The sequence below is a fragment of the Ochrobactrum vermis genome (genome assembly GCF_002975205.1).
GTDB classification, from domain to species: Bacteria; Pseudomonadota; Alphaproteobacteria; order Rhizobiales; family Rhizobiaceae; genus Brucella; species Brucella vermis.
Map to the genome: position 1 here is coordinate 99,288 of NZ_PCOC01000002.1, position 18,042 is coordinate 117,329.

Sequence of the window (18,042 nt, forward strand, 5' to 3'; positions counted from 1 at the left end):
ATAGTTTGCGGGCATCGCACCCGAAGTATGAATTTCCTGCTGTCAAGAATCGGTCTTTAAACAGTATTATCGATCCTGCGGGCTTCTGCACTTTGCTCACCAGCAAAATTTACCTAGCCTCAAACGGAACCGAAATTGACACGTCACCCAGGGCACAGAAGATTGAACGAATGACCGATGCTACGCAAAAAGATAGTCCGCTCGAACGATATATTGCTATTATGGAAACCGTCGCACCGTTTGCCGAGGGACTTACAGCCGTCGAGTTGGAAACGGCACTCGATCTTCCCAAAACGACGGTGAATCGCTTGCTTCACACTTTGATTTCAAGCGGGATGATCAGTACGCAGAATTCACGGAACCGAACATTCAAGCTCGGCGAGCGACTCCTGAAACTACTTCACACCTCTCCCGATACGGGTTGGCTTGTGACGCTGGCGCAAAAACCACTGCAAATATTGGCCGAGAAAACCGGTCAGTCGGCGTTTATATCAAAGTTCGATGGCAGGGACATTCGTTCGGTAACGTGTGTCGCTCCGGACACCCCGGTTCGGACCTATGTGATGCCCGGCATGGCTATGCCTATCAATGCGACCGCATCAGGTAAAGCAATCATGGCCTTTCAGTCACCTGAAACTATCCAGCAACTCCTCACTCGAAATCTGGTGCAATTCACAGATCAAACGAAAATCGGCCCGGAAGCTCTTTTGGCGGAATATGCCGATATTCGTGAACGCGGTTTTGCAACAGATCTGGCAGAGCATGTGGCTGGTCTGGGAACTATAGCATTTCCTATTCGTCTTGCACGCGCCCCGGTGGTTTACGCTGTCGGCGTAACAGGACCATATCGCGCCGTCATTGAAGAGGATTTCGATGGTCATTGTCGGGCAATTAGTGACACCGCACAGCGGCTCGCCAAGCTGATGCAGCTTCGTGGTGCGGAACTGCACGACCTTCGCATCAACGAATTAGAAGATGAACAGAGTTCATAAATCTCCGACCCATCGCTGGCTCAATGTATCAGCGATGGGCTGGACTAACCGCGTCGGCTTGAAGCAATGTTGCGTCATGCCTAGCGTCCGAATTCCAACGGACACCCGCCAGAACCGTTCAATGCGCGTAAGATGGATCCCGCTCGTCAAGAAGCCGACACATCTCGGAGAAATGAGCAAATGGCATTTCCCTGTAATCTTCCCATTCCAGGGCGGTTTTTTCGGCGAGTTCATCAGGCATGATATTAAGCGGCTGATTTGTGGAGTAGGCCAGGATCAACGTTTTGCAGGACCTCTCCAGAAAATAAAGTTCATCATAGGCTTCAGCGACCGTCGCCGCAGTTACCAATATGCCGTGATTGCCCATTATCATCGATCGTTTGTTCCCCAACGCCTGAACAAGCCGCTTGCCCTCTTCGAGGTCGTCCGCAATGCCACCGAATTCAATGTCGATAGCGATGCGATTGAAAAAGCGTGCCGTATTCTGGTCGATCGGCTTGATTTGTGGATCAGCGAGAGCGGCAAGCGCTGTCGCATAGGTCGAATGTACGTGCAGGATGCAACGAGCATCAGGGCGAGCGGCATGTATGCAGCCATGGATCGTCCAGGCAGAAGGATCCGGAGCATCACTACGCGCCATCGTTTGCTCATCATCGACGTTGAGGACTAGCAGATCAGAAGACTTGACCCTAGAAAAATGACGCCAGCGAGGGTTCATAAGAAATCGTCGGCCATCGTCAGAGAGTGCCAAGCTGAAGTGATTAGACACGCTTTCATGCCAGTCATTCAGCGCAGCAAGACGGAACGCTGCGGCAAGCTCTATTCGCAAAGTCGCTTCATCCTTTTTTTGCCATTCGTTACCGATGTTCGAGTGTAGCGTCATGTCTCTTTGTCCTGTTGATCAAACGAAATGTAATTCTGGAAGTGTCGATGGAGACAGGATTAGACGCGTCACAAACTCACGGGAAACGAAATACCAACATAGTGAACATGACGGAACATCATCATGACCGCATTTAGAGTTCCCAGTATAGAACTGCTTCAGACGTTCATCGCGGTCTTCCAATGCAGAAACTTTTCAACGGCGGCTGAGAAACTGCATCTGACTCAATCTGCTGTGAGCCACCGCATAAAACGCCTGGAGGACGAGCTTGACGTGGTACTATTTGATAGATCCCCGCATAACGTTAACGCAAGCGAAGCGGGAGATAGACTATACAGCGATATTCATTCTACATTGAACACGCTCGAAAATGTCTTCAGCAAAATTCAGCAAAATGCCAACCACACGCGTCTGGAAATCGAAGTCGAACCGGCTTTCGGAACGAAGTGGCTCGCACCGCGCCTGAAATCGTTTCTGTTAGAACATCCCCACCTGAAACTTCAGATAAACCTGTCAGACAAAAAACTGGAATTCTCTGGCAATACAGAGATTGCGATAAAATGGGGTCATAAAAACAGCTGGCCTGGGTTTTATTGCGAACCACTAATGGATCTGACCTTTACCCCAATGTGCTCCCGTTCATTTTTGAACGAGCATGGTCAAGTAACGATAGAAAATTTGGCTCGCTTTCCTTTGCTTCACGATCGAGACTACGGCGAGTGGGCAAGATTAGCCGGAAGCCTTGATCTGGCGGCTCTGGACTTCCGAAAGGGACATATAATTGGCGATACCGCTTTATTGGAGCAGGCGGCTATCGAAGGCAATGGGATTGCTCTCTGCGCTCTGGAATTGACTGAGAACGCCGTTCAGCGTGGTGATCTTATCCCGCCCCTACTCGATTTGAAGATAAGAAGCGACAAGTCATACTATCTGTTGCGGCATCAGTCGATTAAACCCACTATCATCGGCGCACAGTTTTCCGAATGGCTTCATCAAACGGTGACTTGAACATGATGCCTAAATCCTTCGCCTTGAAGGGATGTGAATCTGAGGCCCGTTATTTTCATACTCTATGTGCAGAAATTTTAATTTTTTGCAGAGACTTAGCAGTTTCATTCGTTAGTTGCGGCTCGCCGCTCCTTCGCCAAAACCGGCTGCCTGTTTGTAAAACCAGCGATCTTGATGAGTGACGCTAGCAATCCAACCAGCGCTAAAGCACTTGCCGGTACCAGCATAGCCGCGACAGGCGTCCCGACCGCATCTGCAACCCACGGCATGAGATTCTGGGCAATGAACCCGCCGAGATTACCGATTGTACTGATCGCTGCGATAGCCATGGCCACGCGCTGCCCGGAGAAGAATAGTGACGGCAGGAACCAAAGACAAGGAAAGAGCAGTGATATGCAGGGCGTGCCGATGGACATCGCAACCATACGCATCCAGTTCTGAGGGAGCGTGGTGCTGAGATAGAAGCAGATAAGTCCGAGGCACGAAATGGCGACCATTGCGGTGAGCACCGTCCTTTCCTTACGCAGATGACGTGGCACCAGAACCAGAGCAAAAGCTCCGATAACCCATGGAATCGCGCTAAGAAGACCGTTTTCTGTTCCCGATACGCCAAATCCCCGTACCACAGTTGGTAGCCAATAGATCACACCGTAGAGCGATGCCAAGATGAGCATGTAGATAATGGCAAGCAGAAGCACTCGCCGGTCCCAGATCACAGCAAGCGGATTACCGTGCTGTCCATCTGGGGTTTCATTTCCGAGCCGTTCCAGCAACCACTTTCGCTCCTTGGTGGAAATAAACTTTGCATCGTCGGGGCCATTCGGCAGATAGATAAGGACGAGTGGGGTTAACAGGACTGCCGGCAGCCCAGTGGCGAGAAATACCCACTGCCACCCAGCAAAACCGAGAAAGCCATTGAGATCGAGCAAGAAGCCGCTGACGATAGAACCAAACAGGTTGCCGAATGCACTACCCAAGGTCAGAAAGCCAAGAACGCGAGCGCGGTATTCCTTGGGAAACCACAAGGTGAAGTAATAGATTATCCCCGGATAGGCTCCCGCCTCAGCACATCCGATCAGAAAGCGGAAAGCCGCAAAAAGGCTACCCGACGTTACCCAGGCCGTGGCAATTGTTAAAAGTCCCCAGGTCAGAAGAATTCGCGCCAGCCACAGCCGCGCCCCAAAACGGTTGACCGCGTAAGCACTTGGAATTTCAAGCGCCAGATAGCCTATGAAGAACAAAGACGAAGCAAGTCCATAGAGTTGTTCTGTCATGTCCAGTGCGGACACCATCTGCAGTTTTGCGAAGCCTACATTGGCGCGGTCAATAATCGCGATTAGATAAATAAAGACGACGAGCGGCACGATCCGCCAGGTAATTCGCTGAAAAAGCTTCTTTTCGTTGGCGGTGTATATCGCTTGTGTCACGCTTACTCTCCCCTTTCCGTTCGCGTCAGTGTGTGGGCGGATCACCGTGGGATATGATTGCGCCAGTTGTCTCGACGTTCCTGCATCTGTGCGAAAGTCTTGCGGTTGTCGGCAGCTTTGCCGACGAGTTCTTGCGCGGTTAATCCCTTTCGCTTCAGATAATCCTCAAGCTCCACCACTGCATTCGCCAACACACTGTATCCCCGCAGCATGACCTGCGACGACATTTCGATGGCAGAAGCGCCCGCCAACATCATCCGTGCTATATCAAGGCCGGACTGGGCGCCATTTGTGCCAATCAAAGGCTTGCCGTCACCAAGCTTGTGGCGGGTGAGAGCGAGCCAATGACAGGTCAATGGCAAATGCCAGGTTCCTCCGACCCCAAGTGTGGTATCGAGGACAGGTTTGTGCGTTTCAAGGTCGGGAATCAGTCCAAGAAGTCGTCCCGCCATCACCACAGCATTACCACCCGCGTCAAAGGCCGCGTCTGCAAGATTTGGCACACGCTCACTTTGTCCGGTGATTTTTATCCAGAGCGGAATGGATATGGCCGAACGCACAGTATCGACGATTTGTTTAATGCGCGCCGGATCGAGTTCGGTAGACACCGCGTCCTTGGCCGCCTGACTGGCGTAAGGTGTACCGATGTTAAGCTCCAGCACGCGTACGCCTGCGGCTTCTATCTGCTTTGCCATGGTAACGGCGTGTTCTAGATCGGCGAGAATTATGCTCGCGACAACGATAGCATCATCCTTGCTAGCTTCATGATCAAGCCGGGTAGTTTGTTCAAGCCAGGCGTCGAAGGGTTGGGGCGTCAGACCGGAACGACAAGCTATAAATGCATTTCGCGGAGCTGCTGCGTTCCAAGCAATACGCTCCCAGTTTTCATCAAGGACCGCATATTCGGCCTGTTGTAACTGCAAGCGGGCGGCAAGAGATTCATTGGTGGATTTGACGACAACCGCGCTCGCTCCCGCCTTGATTGCGCGTCGAACGCCATCAGCGTCAATCAGGTGTTCAGCCGATCCTGCGATGACCGGGTTCTTCAACAGAACTGAACCAATCCGCGTTTCCAGTCGTGCGTTTGCCATGACTTTCCATTTCTTTTTGCCGCCCACCACTATTTCCAGGATAAAAGGTAGACATACCGGGAATGCGTTCCTCAGCTCTCATTTTGCGGTAGCGGATAGTCGTCCGCGTTGAGGACCCAACCGGTTTTGAGCGAAAAATCCATCCGAGGCGGGCAAAAAATATCCACAAGGTCATTCTGGTCCTCGCTCGTCGCTCTGGTCGTGTGAATGACCGGAGGCGGAATGACGAGCGCCGAAGGCGAACTGACCTCGATTGCCTTGTCCCGTCGCCAATCGTTCATGTCCGTAGTCCAAGGCCAGCGCAAATGGTGGGTGAAGCGCCCAGCCATTGCAAGAGAACATTGTTCGAAATCATCGTGATGATGCGGTGACATCTTTGCAGGATCGCGTGGCCCAATCTGAGCTGGAAGAGCATTGACCATGAATGTCGTGCAGCGAAAAATTCGACCAAAGCGGCCCGGTTCATCGGGAACGTCCAATGAATAGGAGCGCACTTTCCAACCGCCAGCAGGCTCGGGCCAGGACTGGAAGGGCGGAATATGGTCCCGGGGCGTGTCGTAGGCGTGCGTATTTGGCGCCATCGCTACGAGGTCTTTAGACGCGACTGTGAAGAGCCGCACCGCGCTTCCGCCCATAGGAAAGGTGATGCGACTGTCGCCCGGTGGAATAAATGCGATAGAGTTGCCTGCTACCTCCGTTGTCACCCCATTCCACTCAACCGTGGCGGTGTGCTTCTGATCTGCGAGATAAAGGACATACTCGTCGGCTTGAGCTTCGCGTGCGACTACCGTTCCCCGTTCAAGCTCGGAATAGGCGAGAACAAAGTTGCATCCACGCAAGAACAATGTTCGCTCGCCGGGAGCCGTATGATCAGGAGACGAGTTATAAAACTCCGCCAGCTGTTCTTCGGCGATAAGACCGGTGGGGTTCGGCTTGGATGCGGCAGCAAAAAGGTCTGCTCGCGGATCCTTGTCCTTAAACATTGGATTTCCTTTCATTCCCTGGCTGTTGCCAGCATTTGCGCTGCTGATTTGCGCAACAGCGCCTGATCTGATCCGCACACGAAGACGGTGACGCCAAGCTTGTGCCAGCGCGGAATATCAGCGGCATTACCGACAAATAGTCCGACAGCAACGCCGGCCTTCTTACCAGCGTGGATAACCCTTTCGATGGCCGTATCAAGTTCCGCTGACGGAAAACCCGCCCCCATGGATTGCGACAGATCGGCAGGGCCGACGAAAAGAACATCGACATCCGGTTCCTGGGCGATGTCATTCAGTCGATCCAGCGTCGCTTGATCTTCGATTTGCGCCATCACTACGTTTTGCGCATCACAATGGGCTCGATATTCGGCGATGCCATACCCTCCATAGTTGCCAGCGCGTGGCGAAGGAGAAAGGCCGCGTTTGCCCCGGGAAAAGCGGACAGCATCACAGACAGCGGCGGCCTGCGCCGCATCCATGACATGAGGAACCATGACGCCTTCAAGGCCGAGATCGAGAAGCGGCGCAATCCAGTCGGTGGAGTCACCCCACCGACGAGAGAGAAGCGGTAGACCGGCAGCACGTCCGGCTAACGCCAGAATATCCATCTGGGCAATGCTTATCGGGGCATGTTCCTGATCGACGACTGCGAAATCGAGGCCCGCAAAGCCGAGAATCTCAACGATATGCGGTGCGGGCGTCTTGATGAAACTGCCTATCAGCAGTTCACCGTGCCGGATACGAAACCGTAAGTTGGGTTGTGTTATATCTGAAGGCTGTTTCACCTGACACATCCTCAAATTGTTTGTGTTCCGGCGGCGCCGCCAACAGTGCTGTCTTCTTTTCCGGCAATCGGCTGCTCTTCCTCGAAACTCAGGTCGCGACCGTTGGTTTCGGGAAGAAGTGCGATGGCCACAAGGACGAAGATGTAGGCTAGCATGGCGCACAGAGCCATTGCGTCGCGCAGCGGCAGGAAACTGCCGGTCGCCATCATGCCGACAATTGCGGGGCCGAAAGCACCTGCAGCGCGTCCGAAATTGTAACAGAATGCCTGTCCGTTACCGCGGATGGTATTGGGGAAAAGCTCCGTGAAATAGGGTCCAAGTGCGGCATAGATTCCAAGCAGTGAGAAGCCGAGCATGAAATTGATGACGAGAGAGAGCACGCCCATCGGTGGGGTATAAAGAAAGATCGGAATGATGATCCAGTTCAACACAGCGAACAGGAAGAAATTGCGGCGTCGTCCGATCAGATCGCAAAGATAGGCCGCAATGATATAGCCGACGAACGAGCCGAAGGTCATGACAAAAACGTAGTAACCAACGGTGACCGATGAAATCTGGTAATGCGACTTGAGGAAGGTCGGCAGCCAGATCAGGATGGAAAAACCTCCGCCCTGAATGCCAAGCGCCAGCAATGAACACAGGATCGTTGTCTTCAGATAGCGGGGGTGGAAAATCACAAATGGGCTGATTTTCTCTCCACGATCGGCAAGCGCCTTGCGTGTCTTGAGAAAAACTTCAGGTTCCTCGACGCCACGCAATCCCCAGAACACCCAGAATGCTGGGAGCGCGCCGATCCAGAACATCCAGCGCCAGGCATTTTCAGGTGGCATGGTTGCAAACAGGACTGACGACAACAATGCGGCAAAGCCATAGCCCACAGCGTAAGCGCTTTGCACATTGCCAACCGCTTTGCCGCGATAGGCAGGTCGGATCACTTCGCCCATCAGCACCGCGCCAGCTGCCCACTCACCGCCAAAGCCGATGCCTGACAGAATGCGGGCGACAAGCAATTGTTCGTAGGAGTTGGCGAAGCCACTGGCAATCGTAAAGACTGTGAACCAGGCAATAGCAATCTTCATGACGGTGACGCGGCCGATACGGTCGCACATAATACCAGCGATCCATCCGCCTATTGACGAGGAAATCAGAGCCGATGTTCCAAGCCAGCCAGCCTCACTGTTGGTAATTGCCCATAACGCTACCAGTGTCGGGATCAAAAAGCTGAAGAGCTGTGTGTCGAGAGCATCCGTTGCCCAGCCGACATAGCAAGCGTGAAAGGTCTTTCGTTCGGGAGCATTAAGCTCGCGATACCATTGAAACATGTTGTCCTCCCAAAGCCCGGGCTTACTGCACCCGGCTTTTCCCAAAGGCGAATATTGTCCCTAATCCTCTTTGTCAGGGCTGGCTGGAGCAATCGATTGCTCAGCCGTTCAGTCCGAGAACATCGGCGGCGTTTTGCGCCACCATGTCGTGGATGTCTCCATCGCGATAGCCAAGCTCAAGGCAAGTCGCGACGCCACGGCGGAAGCCTTCCAGGGGGCTATAGGTTCCAACCTGTCCAAGGTCCGAGCAAAGAATGGTGCGAGAGGTACCGACTGCGTCGATATGCGCCCGGAAATCCTGCCTGTCGCGTGTCTGGAATTTCGAACCGTCGAGGAAGAAGGCCAGCGAATGTTCGACATAGGCTCCCATGTCCGCAATCTCGCGGGCATCGTCGGGTGTAGCGCCGACGATGTCTTCAGGATGGGTGAAGACCAGGCGTTTGACGCCACGTTTCAACGCCTCTGCGAAAACGGTTCTGGTTTCCGACACATGAATATGGCCGCTTGCAAGCACCATGTCGTTGGCCGCAACAACATCAAGGACATCGAGAAGTTCGGGAAGCATTTTGCCGTCGGCGCCGAAAAGCGGCACGGCGGTTGCCGGGCGCATTTTTTGGGTAGAGGCTGGGTGCGCCCAGCCGGAAGTCTTTTCCCAACGAAGATGATTTTCTGCGGCCAGTGTGGGAAGCCATACGATTTTCCCGCCAAGTGCTGCGGTATGCTCGACCGCATAGGGATTAAGCCCGCCAACCACATTGTTGAGCACAATGCTCGAATAGATCTTCGTTGTTAGTTCCGGGTGGTGTTTCCGGATCATCTGTGCCGCAACGACACCGGAATAATCGTGATCCTTGGTAACAGCCGCAATGAAGCCGGCTTCTGACAACTGGCGCGCCAGTTCGAGATGATCCAGAGCTCTTGGGGCAATTGACGGACCGCTATGGACATGGGGATCAACGCCGCCACACAGAATATCACTGATCTGATGGTGAAGCTCATCGGCGGCTGTATCGGCGGTCGTCATTTCATCCTCCTCATTCCAAAAAGCTACGTCAGCTGAAATCCAGGCTGTTCGGGCCCGGCGGCGTTTCACGACGCTGTTTGCAGAAACCGCATGTTCCGTTCAACGGAACGTTGTTCTGATTTTTATCGCCCAATCGTTTATCAGTGTCAAGCGATATGATTGGGCGAACCGTTCGCTTGAGGCGGGAGGAACGGGAAACGCATGGAAGACAGGAACGCGGCGGAGCCACCAACATTCCCTGTCACGGTTGTTTTCACGATGAGAATCGCTCTGTATAAACGCGCAAGGAACATCGATTGAGGATCTGGCATGGTTGATGACGAGGAAAAAGACGGTGGTAACCTCCAATCCGTAGTTCTAACAATGCAGGTATTGGAGCAGGTCGTCCGCACACCTAAAGGCGTCGGTGTCACCAGCCTTGCAAAAGCCTTAGACACCAGCAAAAGCCGCATTCATCGGCATTTACAAACACTCGTGCGTCAGGGTTATGTGTTTCAGCATGAGGATTCGGAGCGATATGAAGTCGGTCACAGACTAGTTTCATTGGTGCAATCCGTGTCTGATAACGCAGGCATGGTGCACGCCGCCTACGATCCACTTCTCGAACTGCGTGATGCGCTTGGCCATTCCGCGGTCGCTTCTCAGCTCACCCCCGATGGCATGCTAGTCATTGCGACGGTTCCCGGTCGCTCACCGATTGAAATTGGCGTGCGTGTCGGATCGCTGTTGTCGTTTCATAGCTCTGCGCAAGGTAAGGTCGCCGCAGCATTTTCGTCCGAGGCCTTTCAATCCCGCGTACTCGCGGGGCAGCTCCAAGCCTTCACGCCCTCAACGATCATTGAACCCGCCATTTTGGAAAAGGAATTCGTCGAAATCAGGCGTCAGGGTTGGGCAGTTGCACCTCATGAAACGGCTCTCGGGTTGAACACGCTTGCAAGCCCCGTGTTCGACGCATCGGGCATAGTGTGTGGGGCAACCGGCATTGTCGACATGGTGCAGTCAATCGGCGCAGCGCCAACGGAAGAGCAAATAATGAGAACTGTTGAGGCGGCTCGCAAAATCTCGAAGCGCCTCGGGTATCAGGTAAAACATTAGGGATTTACACAGAAACATACTCGAACAACCCTACAACGGGAACTCACTATCTGATTGCCAGTCAAGAATCTAACAGTTGACCGGAACCATGACTACTTCGTCTTGAAGGGATTGACCCCGCTTATTGAAAAGCGAATTCAATTGGCTGCTACCACCTCCTTCACAGCAGCTCGGTTTGCTGCCATGGTAATGATGATCGCAGCGATGATGCTTGACACGGCACTGGCGGCAATCGGAATGAAATAGCTGTGGCCAACATCATATATGAAACCTGCCGCGCTCGGTCCAACAAGGGTTCCTATGGCAACGCTCGTATAGAGCACGCCAATAACACGGCTGGCTTGTTGTGTGCCGAACAGGTCGGCAACTACGGCTGGAAGGATTGCGACCCAACCTCCATAGAATACTCCGAATAAAACAGCGAACAGGGCGAGCGGGTAGAATGATGAGCTAGCCGCCCATATTACGAGAGAGGCAGCCATACCGATATACATGGCAACGAGGAACCGTTCCCGACCTACCTTGTCGGCAATGCCGCCGAGAAAGAAGCGACCAACCGTGCTGCCGATGCCTATCACACCGAGCAGCCACACTGCAATTGTCGGGGTAACCCCATGATCGATCGCGTAACGCGTAAGATGAACAAATGGGACGAACACGCCAAGTGAGCCAACGAGGGATGCGATATATAGCTGGATGAAACGCCGTGTCCGAATGATCCGTGCTACCAATAAACTCGACGGCGGGGAATGTATCTGCAGAGTGGGTGCGTCGCGTGCGCCGTCCGGCTGCTGTCCTCGTTTCGCTGGGTCATCCTCCATCAGTGATGCTGCCAGAAGCCCGAGTACGATCGCGATGAGGCCGAGCACCGTGTAGGCGCTGCGCCATCCGACGGTCGAGATCAGCCAAATTGCAAATGGCGGCATAACAAGCGTCCCAACTCCGATGCCGCTGACCGCAAGACCGGAAGCAAAGCCGCGACGAATGACAAACCATCGCTGCACCGCGCCAAGAGCAGGCACATAGGCACTACCAACGCCAAGGCCGATGCCAATGCTATAGGCCGCATAGACCTGAATAATGGATTGCGCCCGCCCGGCCAAGATAAGCCCTGCGCCCAAGAGGATCATCCCGACCGCAGAAAGAACCTTCACACCGTACCGGTCGGCGAGCGGCGCGGACACGATACCAAGTCCGAAATAGAGAAAGCCCGCGAGTGAGAAGACAAGTGACACCGATCCGCGCGACGCGCCGAACTCGTGCTGAAGTGGTTCAACAAACGAACTGAAGGTATAGGCACTTCCGAAACCGACGAAGGTTATGGTAAAAGCTGCCACGACCACGAGCCAGCCATAGAAAATTATGAACGGCTGCTTCCTGGAGATCATATTAGCCCTCCATTATTTCGATGGAGCAGCGTTGGCATGCAACGTAACAGGACGGTAATTCGGCCCGCTTTTTCGATGCGTATTTCCGTGTTCCAGACTTGTGTGGTGCTTCCCGCATGAACTCGATGCACTTCCCAACATATGAAATGGTTGCGTACAGCTCCGATGAAGTTAGTCTTCAGTTCTACCGCCGCGAAACAGGGCGCGCCGTCGGGCAAGAACGACAGACAGCCAGATTCGCGCGCGGAGCCAGTCAATGTGGCCACAGTTGCACCATTTAGTCGTCTGTGAGGAGAAAGGTGCTTCGGCATTACTTCGACTGGTCCACGAACCGAGCTCTTGCGAACTTCAAGCCGTTCAAGATCGAGTATGCCTTCGAGGCAGCCTCCGAAAGACGCCAAGACTTGCTCGAGCCGGTTCATCGCTTCGTTTCCGCAACACAAAAGCCAGCCTCATTTCCACCAAGGTCCGGGTGGCGGCGATGCCAGTCCGTTACACTCTGGAACGCTGCACCAAGACTAAATAGAGTGCTTTCATCGAATGAGGCTGATACCAATTGCAGACCGATCGGCAACCCCTCCGTCGAGTATCCCCCGGGAAAAGCAAGTGTCGGGTGCCCGCTCATGTCGAATGGGCAGGTGTAGCGTTGCAATTTCGCGATCAGTTCAGGTTGTTCACCCAACGTCGCGATCGTCTTTAGTGTGAGAGGGGCAAAGGGATGGATCGGTGTCAGCACGGCGTCAACGCATAAGAGCAGCGTTTCGACGTCCCTCCGAAACACTGCTCGGCGCAGCAATATCTTTTGATACTCTATACCGGAAATGACCATTCCGGCTTCGATCACCGATGATAAGACGGGCCCATATTGCTTTCTATGGACTGGGTAGGACGCTTGATGGGCTACAGCTGCCTCGACCGCGCAATTTGGCGTCCAATCGGCCACGATCTGCTGAACATCGGGAAATGACACCTCAACAAGCTCCACGCCAAGGCCGGAGAAGACCCTACAAGCTTTAGCCAACGCCGTCTGAATCTCGGGATTGACGTCTTCGCTATTCCAGCGTCGATCTACTCCGATACGTTTACCCCGCACATTGGCGCACGTATCGGCAAGGAAATCGTCAACTGGACGAAGACTTGTTGTGGGATCATCCTCATCATGCCCTGCTATTACCTTGAGCATGGCTGCGACGTCGACCACGCTTCGGGCGATCGGCCCAAGATGATCCAATGAAGGTGCTAGCTCGAACGCTCCGTAACGACTGACACGGCCCCAGGTTGGTTTGATGCCGCTTACGCCGTTAGCAGCCGAGGGCCAGCGAATGGAGCCCCCGGTGTCGGAGGCAATAGATCCGAAGCATAGGCCCGCTGCGGAGGCGACGGCCGAGCCACTGGAAGAAATACCCGCCCAATACTCGCGATTCCAGGGATTACAAACCGGGGGTATCGAAGGATGATAATCCGAATAAGCCCCTTCGGTAAGTTGGGTTTTGCCGATCAGCACTGCGCCCGCTTCTTTCAGTTTTCGGACTACGGTCGCGTCGCGTGTCGGAACAAAATCTCTATGAACCACGGTTCCGGCTGCAGTAGGGGCGCCCTCGACCCAGCAGAGGTCTTTCACGGCAATGGGAACACCGTGGAGCGGCCCTCGATGTATTCCTTCCGCGATCTCCCGATCTGCCGTTTCTGCCTGGAGGAGTGCGCTGTCGCTCAAAACGCACGCATACGCGTTCAAGCCGCCATCTATCCGTTGAATACGCTCCAGAAGTCCTTCAGTCACTTCGACAGAGGTTAGTACTCTCCTTGCGATAAGCCCACCAACATCGATCAGATCACGGAATTCTACCTCGAAAGTCATTCGTCTCAGGCCCTTCTCACCATGCATGCGCGACAGTCCGCACTATCTTATGATTTAGATAATATAGACACCTCTCTAGCCGGAGCTGCGTTGACGTGTCTGATAAGAGACATTAATCTCTCATTGCGTTGTTGAACAAACCAGAAGACTTAAACCACAAGAGTTAGATTTACTAATTCATGATCCGTCGACTCCCCCCTCTCAATGCGCTCAAGGCGTTCGAGGCCGCTGCCCGTCACCTGTCGGTCAAGCTAGCCGCAGAGGAGTTGTGCGTGACACCGGGAGCCGTCAGTCAGATGCTCAAGGTTCTTGAGGAGAGCCTGGGGGTAAGGCTTTTTGATCGTGTGACGCGGGGAATCTATTTGACCGACGCTGGCCGCGACTATCTCCCTTCTATACGCAATGCGTTCCGTCAGATCGCCGATGCGTCCGAGCGTATAGCGGCCCAGGCCGACTCCGGTCTACTCACCGTTGGCGCCACGCCTTTTTTCGCATCCGCTTGGTTAGTCCCGCGATTAGCGTCCTTTCGCGAAGCGCAGCCTGACATCGATCTCCAGATTGTCACAAGCAACGCACTCGTCGATTTTTCTCGCTCGGAGGTGGATGTTGCCATCCGGCACGGGATGGGCCGTTATCCCGGACTTCGCAGCGATCGCGTGTTGGCGATCGAGGTGATTGCTGTGGCGACAGCTGATCTGGTGAAGGAGTTGGGTATTCCAACTCAACCATCTGAACTCGCACGCTGGCCACAAGTTCACGATGCCGAGCGACAGGGTTGGAGTCGTTGGTTTGAAGCGCACAACGTATCCGAGCGGATAGCAGCACGCGGCCCGTCTTTCAACGACAGTGGACTGTTGCTCAAGGCGGTTCTTTCTAGTCAAGGCGCAGGACTTTTGCCCGCAGCCCTGGTCGAGGACGAACTGACGAATGGACAATTGATCCAATTGCTCCCCGCCACGAATATGGAGCAATTCGCTTACTATCTCGTCTGTCCCGATAACAAACAGCACGCGCCGAAGATTGCCGCCTTCCGCGATTGGATACTGAGTGCATAGGCCCGACTTGGTCAGCGCTTTCGCTACACTCGGCATAATCAACCAAATCTGAAATGACGGTATCGACGTCACCTCGCGAGACGACCGCTTTGAGGCAAAGAATTACTTCGCTTCTTGTCCGACATTGCACACAAACCCGCATCAACGAGGAATCGAATGTCGCGCCATGCGTTGGTGCCGTTGCGAACGGCCCAATCCAGCTGCTCGGCGGCTTTATCGTCGTGACAAATATTGGTTGAGAACCACATATCGACAAGGTCCGTCTTGTCGTGAAACGCTCCCGAATCCGTAATATTCTTCTGACTGTAAAGCTGCCAACTACCCTAACCGAGAGCGTATCGCGCAGATGCCCTGGCACGAACGGGTCGATCTGTCGCCGACCGGTCATACAGCGATACCCAAATATTTCTAATGCCTGCTTCGAGATATCGTCGTTTGTCGGGCGAGCACATAGCTATTACGCCTCTCAACCACGCGGTTTATGTCCGTCAACATCTGAGAGAAAGATTTAGATATGAGAAAAATATCGGTATCGGTGCTGGGATTGGCTTTCGGCATGATCGGCAACTCGATCGACGCTCATTCCACACCAGTTGACTGGAGCGAAGCGACAGAGACGTTTAAGATTACCGACCACGTCTATTATGTCGGTACGCGCGGCCTGGCTTCCTACCTGATTGTCTCGAACCAGCAGGCAATCCTACTCGACGGAACGCTGGCAGAGAATGTCAAGCCGATCGAAGACAATATTGAAGCCTTGGGGTTCAGCCTTAATGACGTGAAGATTATCCTGAGCAGCCACGCGCATTACGATCACGTCGCAGGAATCGCGCAGTTAAAGCACGATACAGGCGCGACATTCATGGCCATGGAGCAGGACGTTCCCGCGCTTGAAACCGGCATACCGGAAGGCGACACCAACTATGGCGTGGTCCGGTTCCCTGCGATCAAGGTGGACAAAACACTGCATGACGGCGACGTCGTCACGCTTGGCAACCTTCGTATGACCGCCACGCTAACGCCCGGTCATACGAAAGGCTGCACGACATGGTCGCTGATGGACACCGATGCGGGCGCGAAGCGGCGGGTCATTTTCCCCTGTAGCGTCAGTGTTGCGGGCAATGCTCTTGTCAGCAACAAAGGCTACCCGAATATTGTGCAGGATTTCCGCACCAGCTTTCAACGGCTCGACGCCATGAAGGCCGACATTGTACTGCCCTCACATCCGCAAGTGACCAACCTGTTCGAGCAAAAAGCCGGGAGAGATGACGGGGACATCAACGCCTTTGTCGAACCCGGCCTGCTTCAGAAGATCGTGGAGCAGTCGCGCCTCGCCTTCGAGAAAGAACTCAAGCTCCAACAGAATTAGAATTATTGGCAAAGCGGATATATACCATGAATCGGCATCGCCCTCTTGAAGTGGTCGATGCTGATCCAAACGAGAAAATGCGAAAAGTTGGGGTTCGGCGATGAGTGGCGGTTTGAAGGCACCCCTGATCGCGATTGTACTATACGCAAGCAGCACTCTGGGGATTACTCAGCCAGTGTTCGAAGAAGACGGTCCCTTTCGCGAAGCCGAGGGCTTTGGCATCCCGGCGACCTGCGAGACAATCGATAACTGGATCAATCGCATGCCGGAGTATACTGGCCGTATTACTATGGTCATAAAGGGCGCCATCGAGGAAAGCCATTGGGACGGTGCCCTGGCCTATCTCATCATGTGCAAGCCGGAAGGAATTCAGGTTATGTGCGTGACCTATGCAGAGCGAGAGGCATCACCTCAGTTTGTTCTGTTCGCGGGCGGCTACAGCCGTGTCGGCGAACGCCAGATCGTGCTCGATCCATGCCTGGTATATCCGGTAGATTAATCGACGTGTTCGAGCGTTCTAACGTTCGAATTGACCGCGGTTGCTGTTGCTGGAGCTCTCTGCCCCTTAGGTGCTTGGTGTTGGCCCGTGCACCTACGGACCTATTCCTCGCACGGCCGTCGCCGGTTCGATACAACGTATAGCCTTCCTCCAACACGCGGCTATGGCTATCGTATCTCGGTCTGAAAGCAATAAGAACTGTCTGCTGGGACTCCGACCGCTTTCGCTCAACAAAATCCTGAACTTTGCCTGCCACACTGTTGGGCTGCCGGCATCACCACTGATCATTTCGGCAGTACCCTCCGCTCAGCCCATCCGGTTCATTTGGTATTGAACGTCGAACCTAGCTGTGTTCGCGTTAGGTCAAAGTGGTTCACCGTTGAGCGGTCCTAACTGGCTAAATTCCGAACGTCGATTGACAGAAAGACTTTCTGTTAATCCACCCTTCTTCGACGGTTTTAATTTTGGTGATGCGGCCATTTTCATATAACACATCAATAACGCAGCTAGCGGTTTCATAATGCGCCGGCTTATTCACACGCATCGACATATTACCCATTGATTGATAATAGAGTTGCGACGGAACCCAGAATGGAGCGGACGTTTTCTCCCACCGCAGATGCGTAGATTTTTCGCTAGGCGCTCCAAATCGAGCTTCGAATGACCCGATTGTTTGCCCTTTCCATTCCTTGTCGAGCCTGTTCGACTCTGCGATGAGTCTAAGGCCATCCCCATCACCGCTTACACATCCTGCCAGCGAAACCGCACATAGCCCAACCGATAGTGCGCGCTTTAGAATTCTCATGCCCTCGTCCTTCAACTCGTAATTCCCCCACCATCGTTTGATCCACCATCGGCGTAGCGGTAGTTTCATAGACCGATAGTCCGCTGACTTCAGCAGCCGAGTGCCCCCGCTGCGCGGACAATATTGCACTTTCCGTTTCCTGCCATCAGAAAGCTAAATCCACAAGCGGAAGCGTGCCTAAGCGCTTTCGTTCTGAAAAAACGGTTTTCCAGCCTTGCTGGAACCTTCCGTTTTTTATGCTGACACCTTGCGGTTTTTCCTTCCGGCGAGGTTACGACATAGCAGTCCGAAAACGTGAGCGGGAAGATGTTTTTGATCTTACTATCGAGCGCATCACCGCACGCTTTCCCAAGCGACAAACCTAATTGAAAATTAGCAATCAAAATAAAGCTCTTCTCAAGGCTCTATGCTCTATGACGCATGATCGCCAGTCAAGCTATCGATTGTAATTGGGGCCG

17 protein-coding genes are annotated in these 18,042 nt (G+C 53.6%); 6 read left to right on the forward strand and 11 right to left on the reverse strand.

All coding sequences use genetic code 11. The features are described from left to right. The first annotated feature begins 170 nt into the window (after window positions 1–170). Complete coding sequence (locus CQZ93_RS14610) at window positions 171–992, forward strand: IclR family transcriptional regulator (RefSeq protein WP_181153393.1); 822 nt, start codon at window positions 171–173, stop codon at window positions 990–992. Window positions 993–1,110: 118 nt separating this feature from the next. Here CQZ93_RS14610 and CQZ93_RS14615 read toward each other — a convergent pair whose 3' ends face one another. Next, window positions 1,111–1,875 carry a class II aldolase/adducin family protein gene (locus CQZ93_RS14615; RefSeq protein ID WP_105543405.1) on the reverse strand — a complete coding sequence of 255 codons (765 nt, stop codon included), beginning with the start codon at window positions 1,873–1,875 and terminating at the stop codon, window positions 1,111–1,113. Window positions 1,876–1,998: 123 nt separating this feature from the next. On the opposite strand from CQZ93_RS14615, the gene CQZ93_RS14620 reads away from it, so the two are divergent. Beyond that, on the forward strand, window positions 1,999–2,883 hold the full coding sequence (locus tag CQZ93_RS14620; RefSeq protein WP_105543406.1) for a LysR substrate-binding domain-containing protein: 885 nt from the start codon (window positions 1,999–2,001) through the stop codon (window positions 2,881–2,883). Between the two features lie 104 nt (window positions 2,884–2,987). On the opposite strand, the gene CQZ93_RS14625 is transcribed toward CQZ93_RS14620, so the two are convergent. The 6 genes from CQZ93_RS14625 to CQZ93_RS14650 all read right to left on the reverse strand — a co-directional run bounded on the left by CQZ93_RS14625 (window position 2,988) and on the right by CQZ93_RS14650 (window position 9,515). Next, a complete protein-coding gene (locus CQZ93_RS14625) occupies window positions 2,988–4,310 on the reverse strand; it encodes an MFS transporter (protein WP_105543407.1) in 1,323 nt (440 codons plus the stop codon). 41 nt (window positions 4,311–4,351) lie between these two features. Continuing rightward, a complete protein-coding gene (locus tag CQZ93_RS14630; RefSeq protein WP_210201097.1) occupies window positions 4,352–5,428 on the reverse strand; it encodes a tRNA-dihydrouridine synthase in 1,077 nt (358 codons plus the stop codon). Between the two features lie 44 nt (window positions 5,429–5,472). Beyond that, window positions 5,473–6,384 (reverse strand): cupin domain-containing protein, encoded by a 912-nt coding sequence (locus CQZ93_RS14635; protein WP_105543408.1) that lies wholly within the window; start codon window positions 6,382–6,384, stop codon window positions 5,473–5,475. Between the two features lie 11 nt (window positions 6,385–6,395). Continuing rightward, window positions 6,396–7,169, reverse strand: a complete 774-nt coding sequence (locus tag CQZ93_RS14640; RefSeq protein ID WP_210201098.1) for an HpcH/HpaI aldolase family protein — start codon at window positions 7,167–7,169, stop codon at window positions 6,396–6,398. A gap of 11 nt (window positions 7,170–7,180) precedes the next feature. Continuing rightward, entirely contained in the window at window positions 7,181–8,491 is a 1,311-nt protein-coding gene (locus CQZ93_RS14645) for an MFS transporter (RefSeq protein WP_105543410.1), read from the reverse strand. A gap of 100 nt (window positions 8,492–8,591) precedes the next feature. Further along, window positions 8,592–9,515 carry a DUF6282 family protein gene (locus CQZ93_RS14650; protein ID WP_105543411.1) on the reverse strand — a complete coding sequence of 308 codons (924 nt, stop codon included), beginning with the start codon at window positions 9,513–9,515 and terminating at the stop codon, window positions 8,592–8,594. A 309-nt stretch (window positions 9,516–9,824) separates the two neighbouring features. Between CQZ93_RS14650 and CQZ93_RS14660 the strand changes: the two genes are divergently transcribed. After that, a complete protein-coding gene (locus CQZ93_RS14660) occupies window positions 9,825–10,610 on the forward strand; it encodes an IclR family transcriptional regulator (protein WP_105543413.1) in 786 nt (261 codons plus the stop codon). Between the two features lie 137 nt (window positions 10,611–10,747). Here CQZ93_RS14660 and CQZ93_RS14665 read toward each other — a convergent pair whose 3' ends face one another. From CQZ93_RS14665 to CQZ93_RS14675, 3 genes are read right to left on the reverse strand one after another with little or no spacing between them, the layout of a single operon-like run. Next, the gene (locus CQZ93_RS14665) at window positions 10,748–11,998 is read right to left on the reverse strand and encodes an MFS transporter (protein ID WP_105543414.1); all 1,251 of its coding nucleotides are present in this window, start codon (window positions 11,996–11,998) and stop codon (window positions 10,748–10,750) included. Then, window positions 11,995–12,420: a hotdog domain-containing protein gene (locus tag CQZ93_RS27255; RefSeq protein WP_105543415.1), complete on the reverse strand. Its 426-nt coding sequence runs from the start codon at window positions 12,418–12,420 to the stop codon at window positions 11,995–11,997. Before CQZ93_RS27255 ends, CQZ93_RS14665 begins: the two co-directional genes overlap by 4 nt. Next, on the reverse strand, window positions 12,417–13,856 hold the full coding sequence (locus CQZ93_RS14675; RefSeq protein ID WP_105543416.1) for an amidase: 1,440 nt from the start codon (window positions 13,854–13,856) through the stop codon (window positions 12,417–12,419). Before CQZ93_RS14675 ends, CQZ93_RS27255 begins: the two co-directional genes overlap by 4 nt. Before the next feature lie 179 nt (window positions 13,857–14,035). Between CQZ93_RS14675 and gcvA the strand changes: the two genes are divergently transcribed. From gcvA to CQZ93_RS14690, 3 genes are all read left to right on the forward strand, one after another. Further along, entirely contained in the window at window positions 14,036–14,911 is an 876-nt protein-coding gene (gcvA, locus tag CQZ93_RS14680) for a transcriptional regulator GcvA (RefSeq protein WP_105543417.1), read from the forward strand. Between the two features lie 514 nt (window positions 14,912–15,425). Continuing rightward, window positions 15,426–16,280, forward strand: a complete 855-nt coding sequence (gene bla, locus CQZ93_RS14685) for a subclass B3 metallo-beta-lactamase (protein WP_286153604.1) — start codon at window positions 15,426–15,428, stop codon at window positions 16,278–16,280. Between the two features lie 100 nt (window positions 16,281–16,380). Beyond that, the gene (locus CQZ93_RS14690) at window positions 16,381–16,779 is read left to right on the forward strand and encodes a hypothetical protein (protein WP_105543418.1); all 399 of its coding nucleotides are present in this window, start codon (window positions 16,381–16,383) and stop codon (window positions 16,777–16,779) included. A 397-nt stretch (window positions 16,780–17,176) separates the two neighbouring features. On the opposite strand, the gene CQZ93_RS14695 is transcribed toward CQZ93_RS14690, so the two are convergent. Then, a complete protein-coding gene (locus CQZ93_RS14695; protein WP_146114448.1) occupies window positions 17,177–17,584 on the reverse strand; it encodes a hypothetical protein in 408 nt (135 codons plus the stop codon). Window positions 17,585–18,042 lie beyond the last annotated feature (458 nt).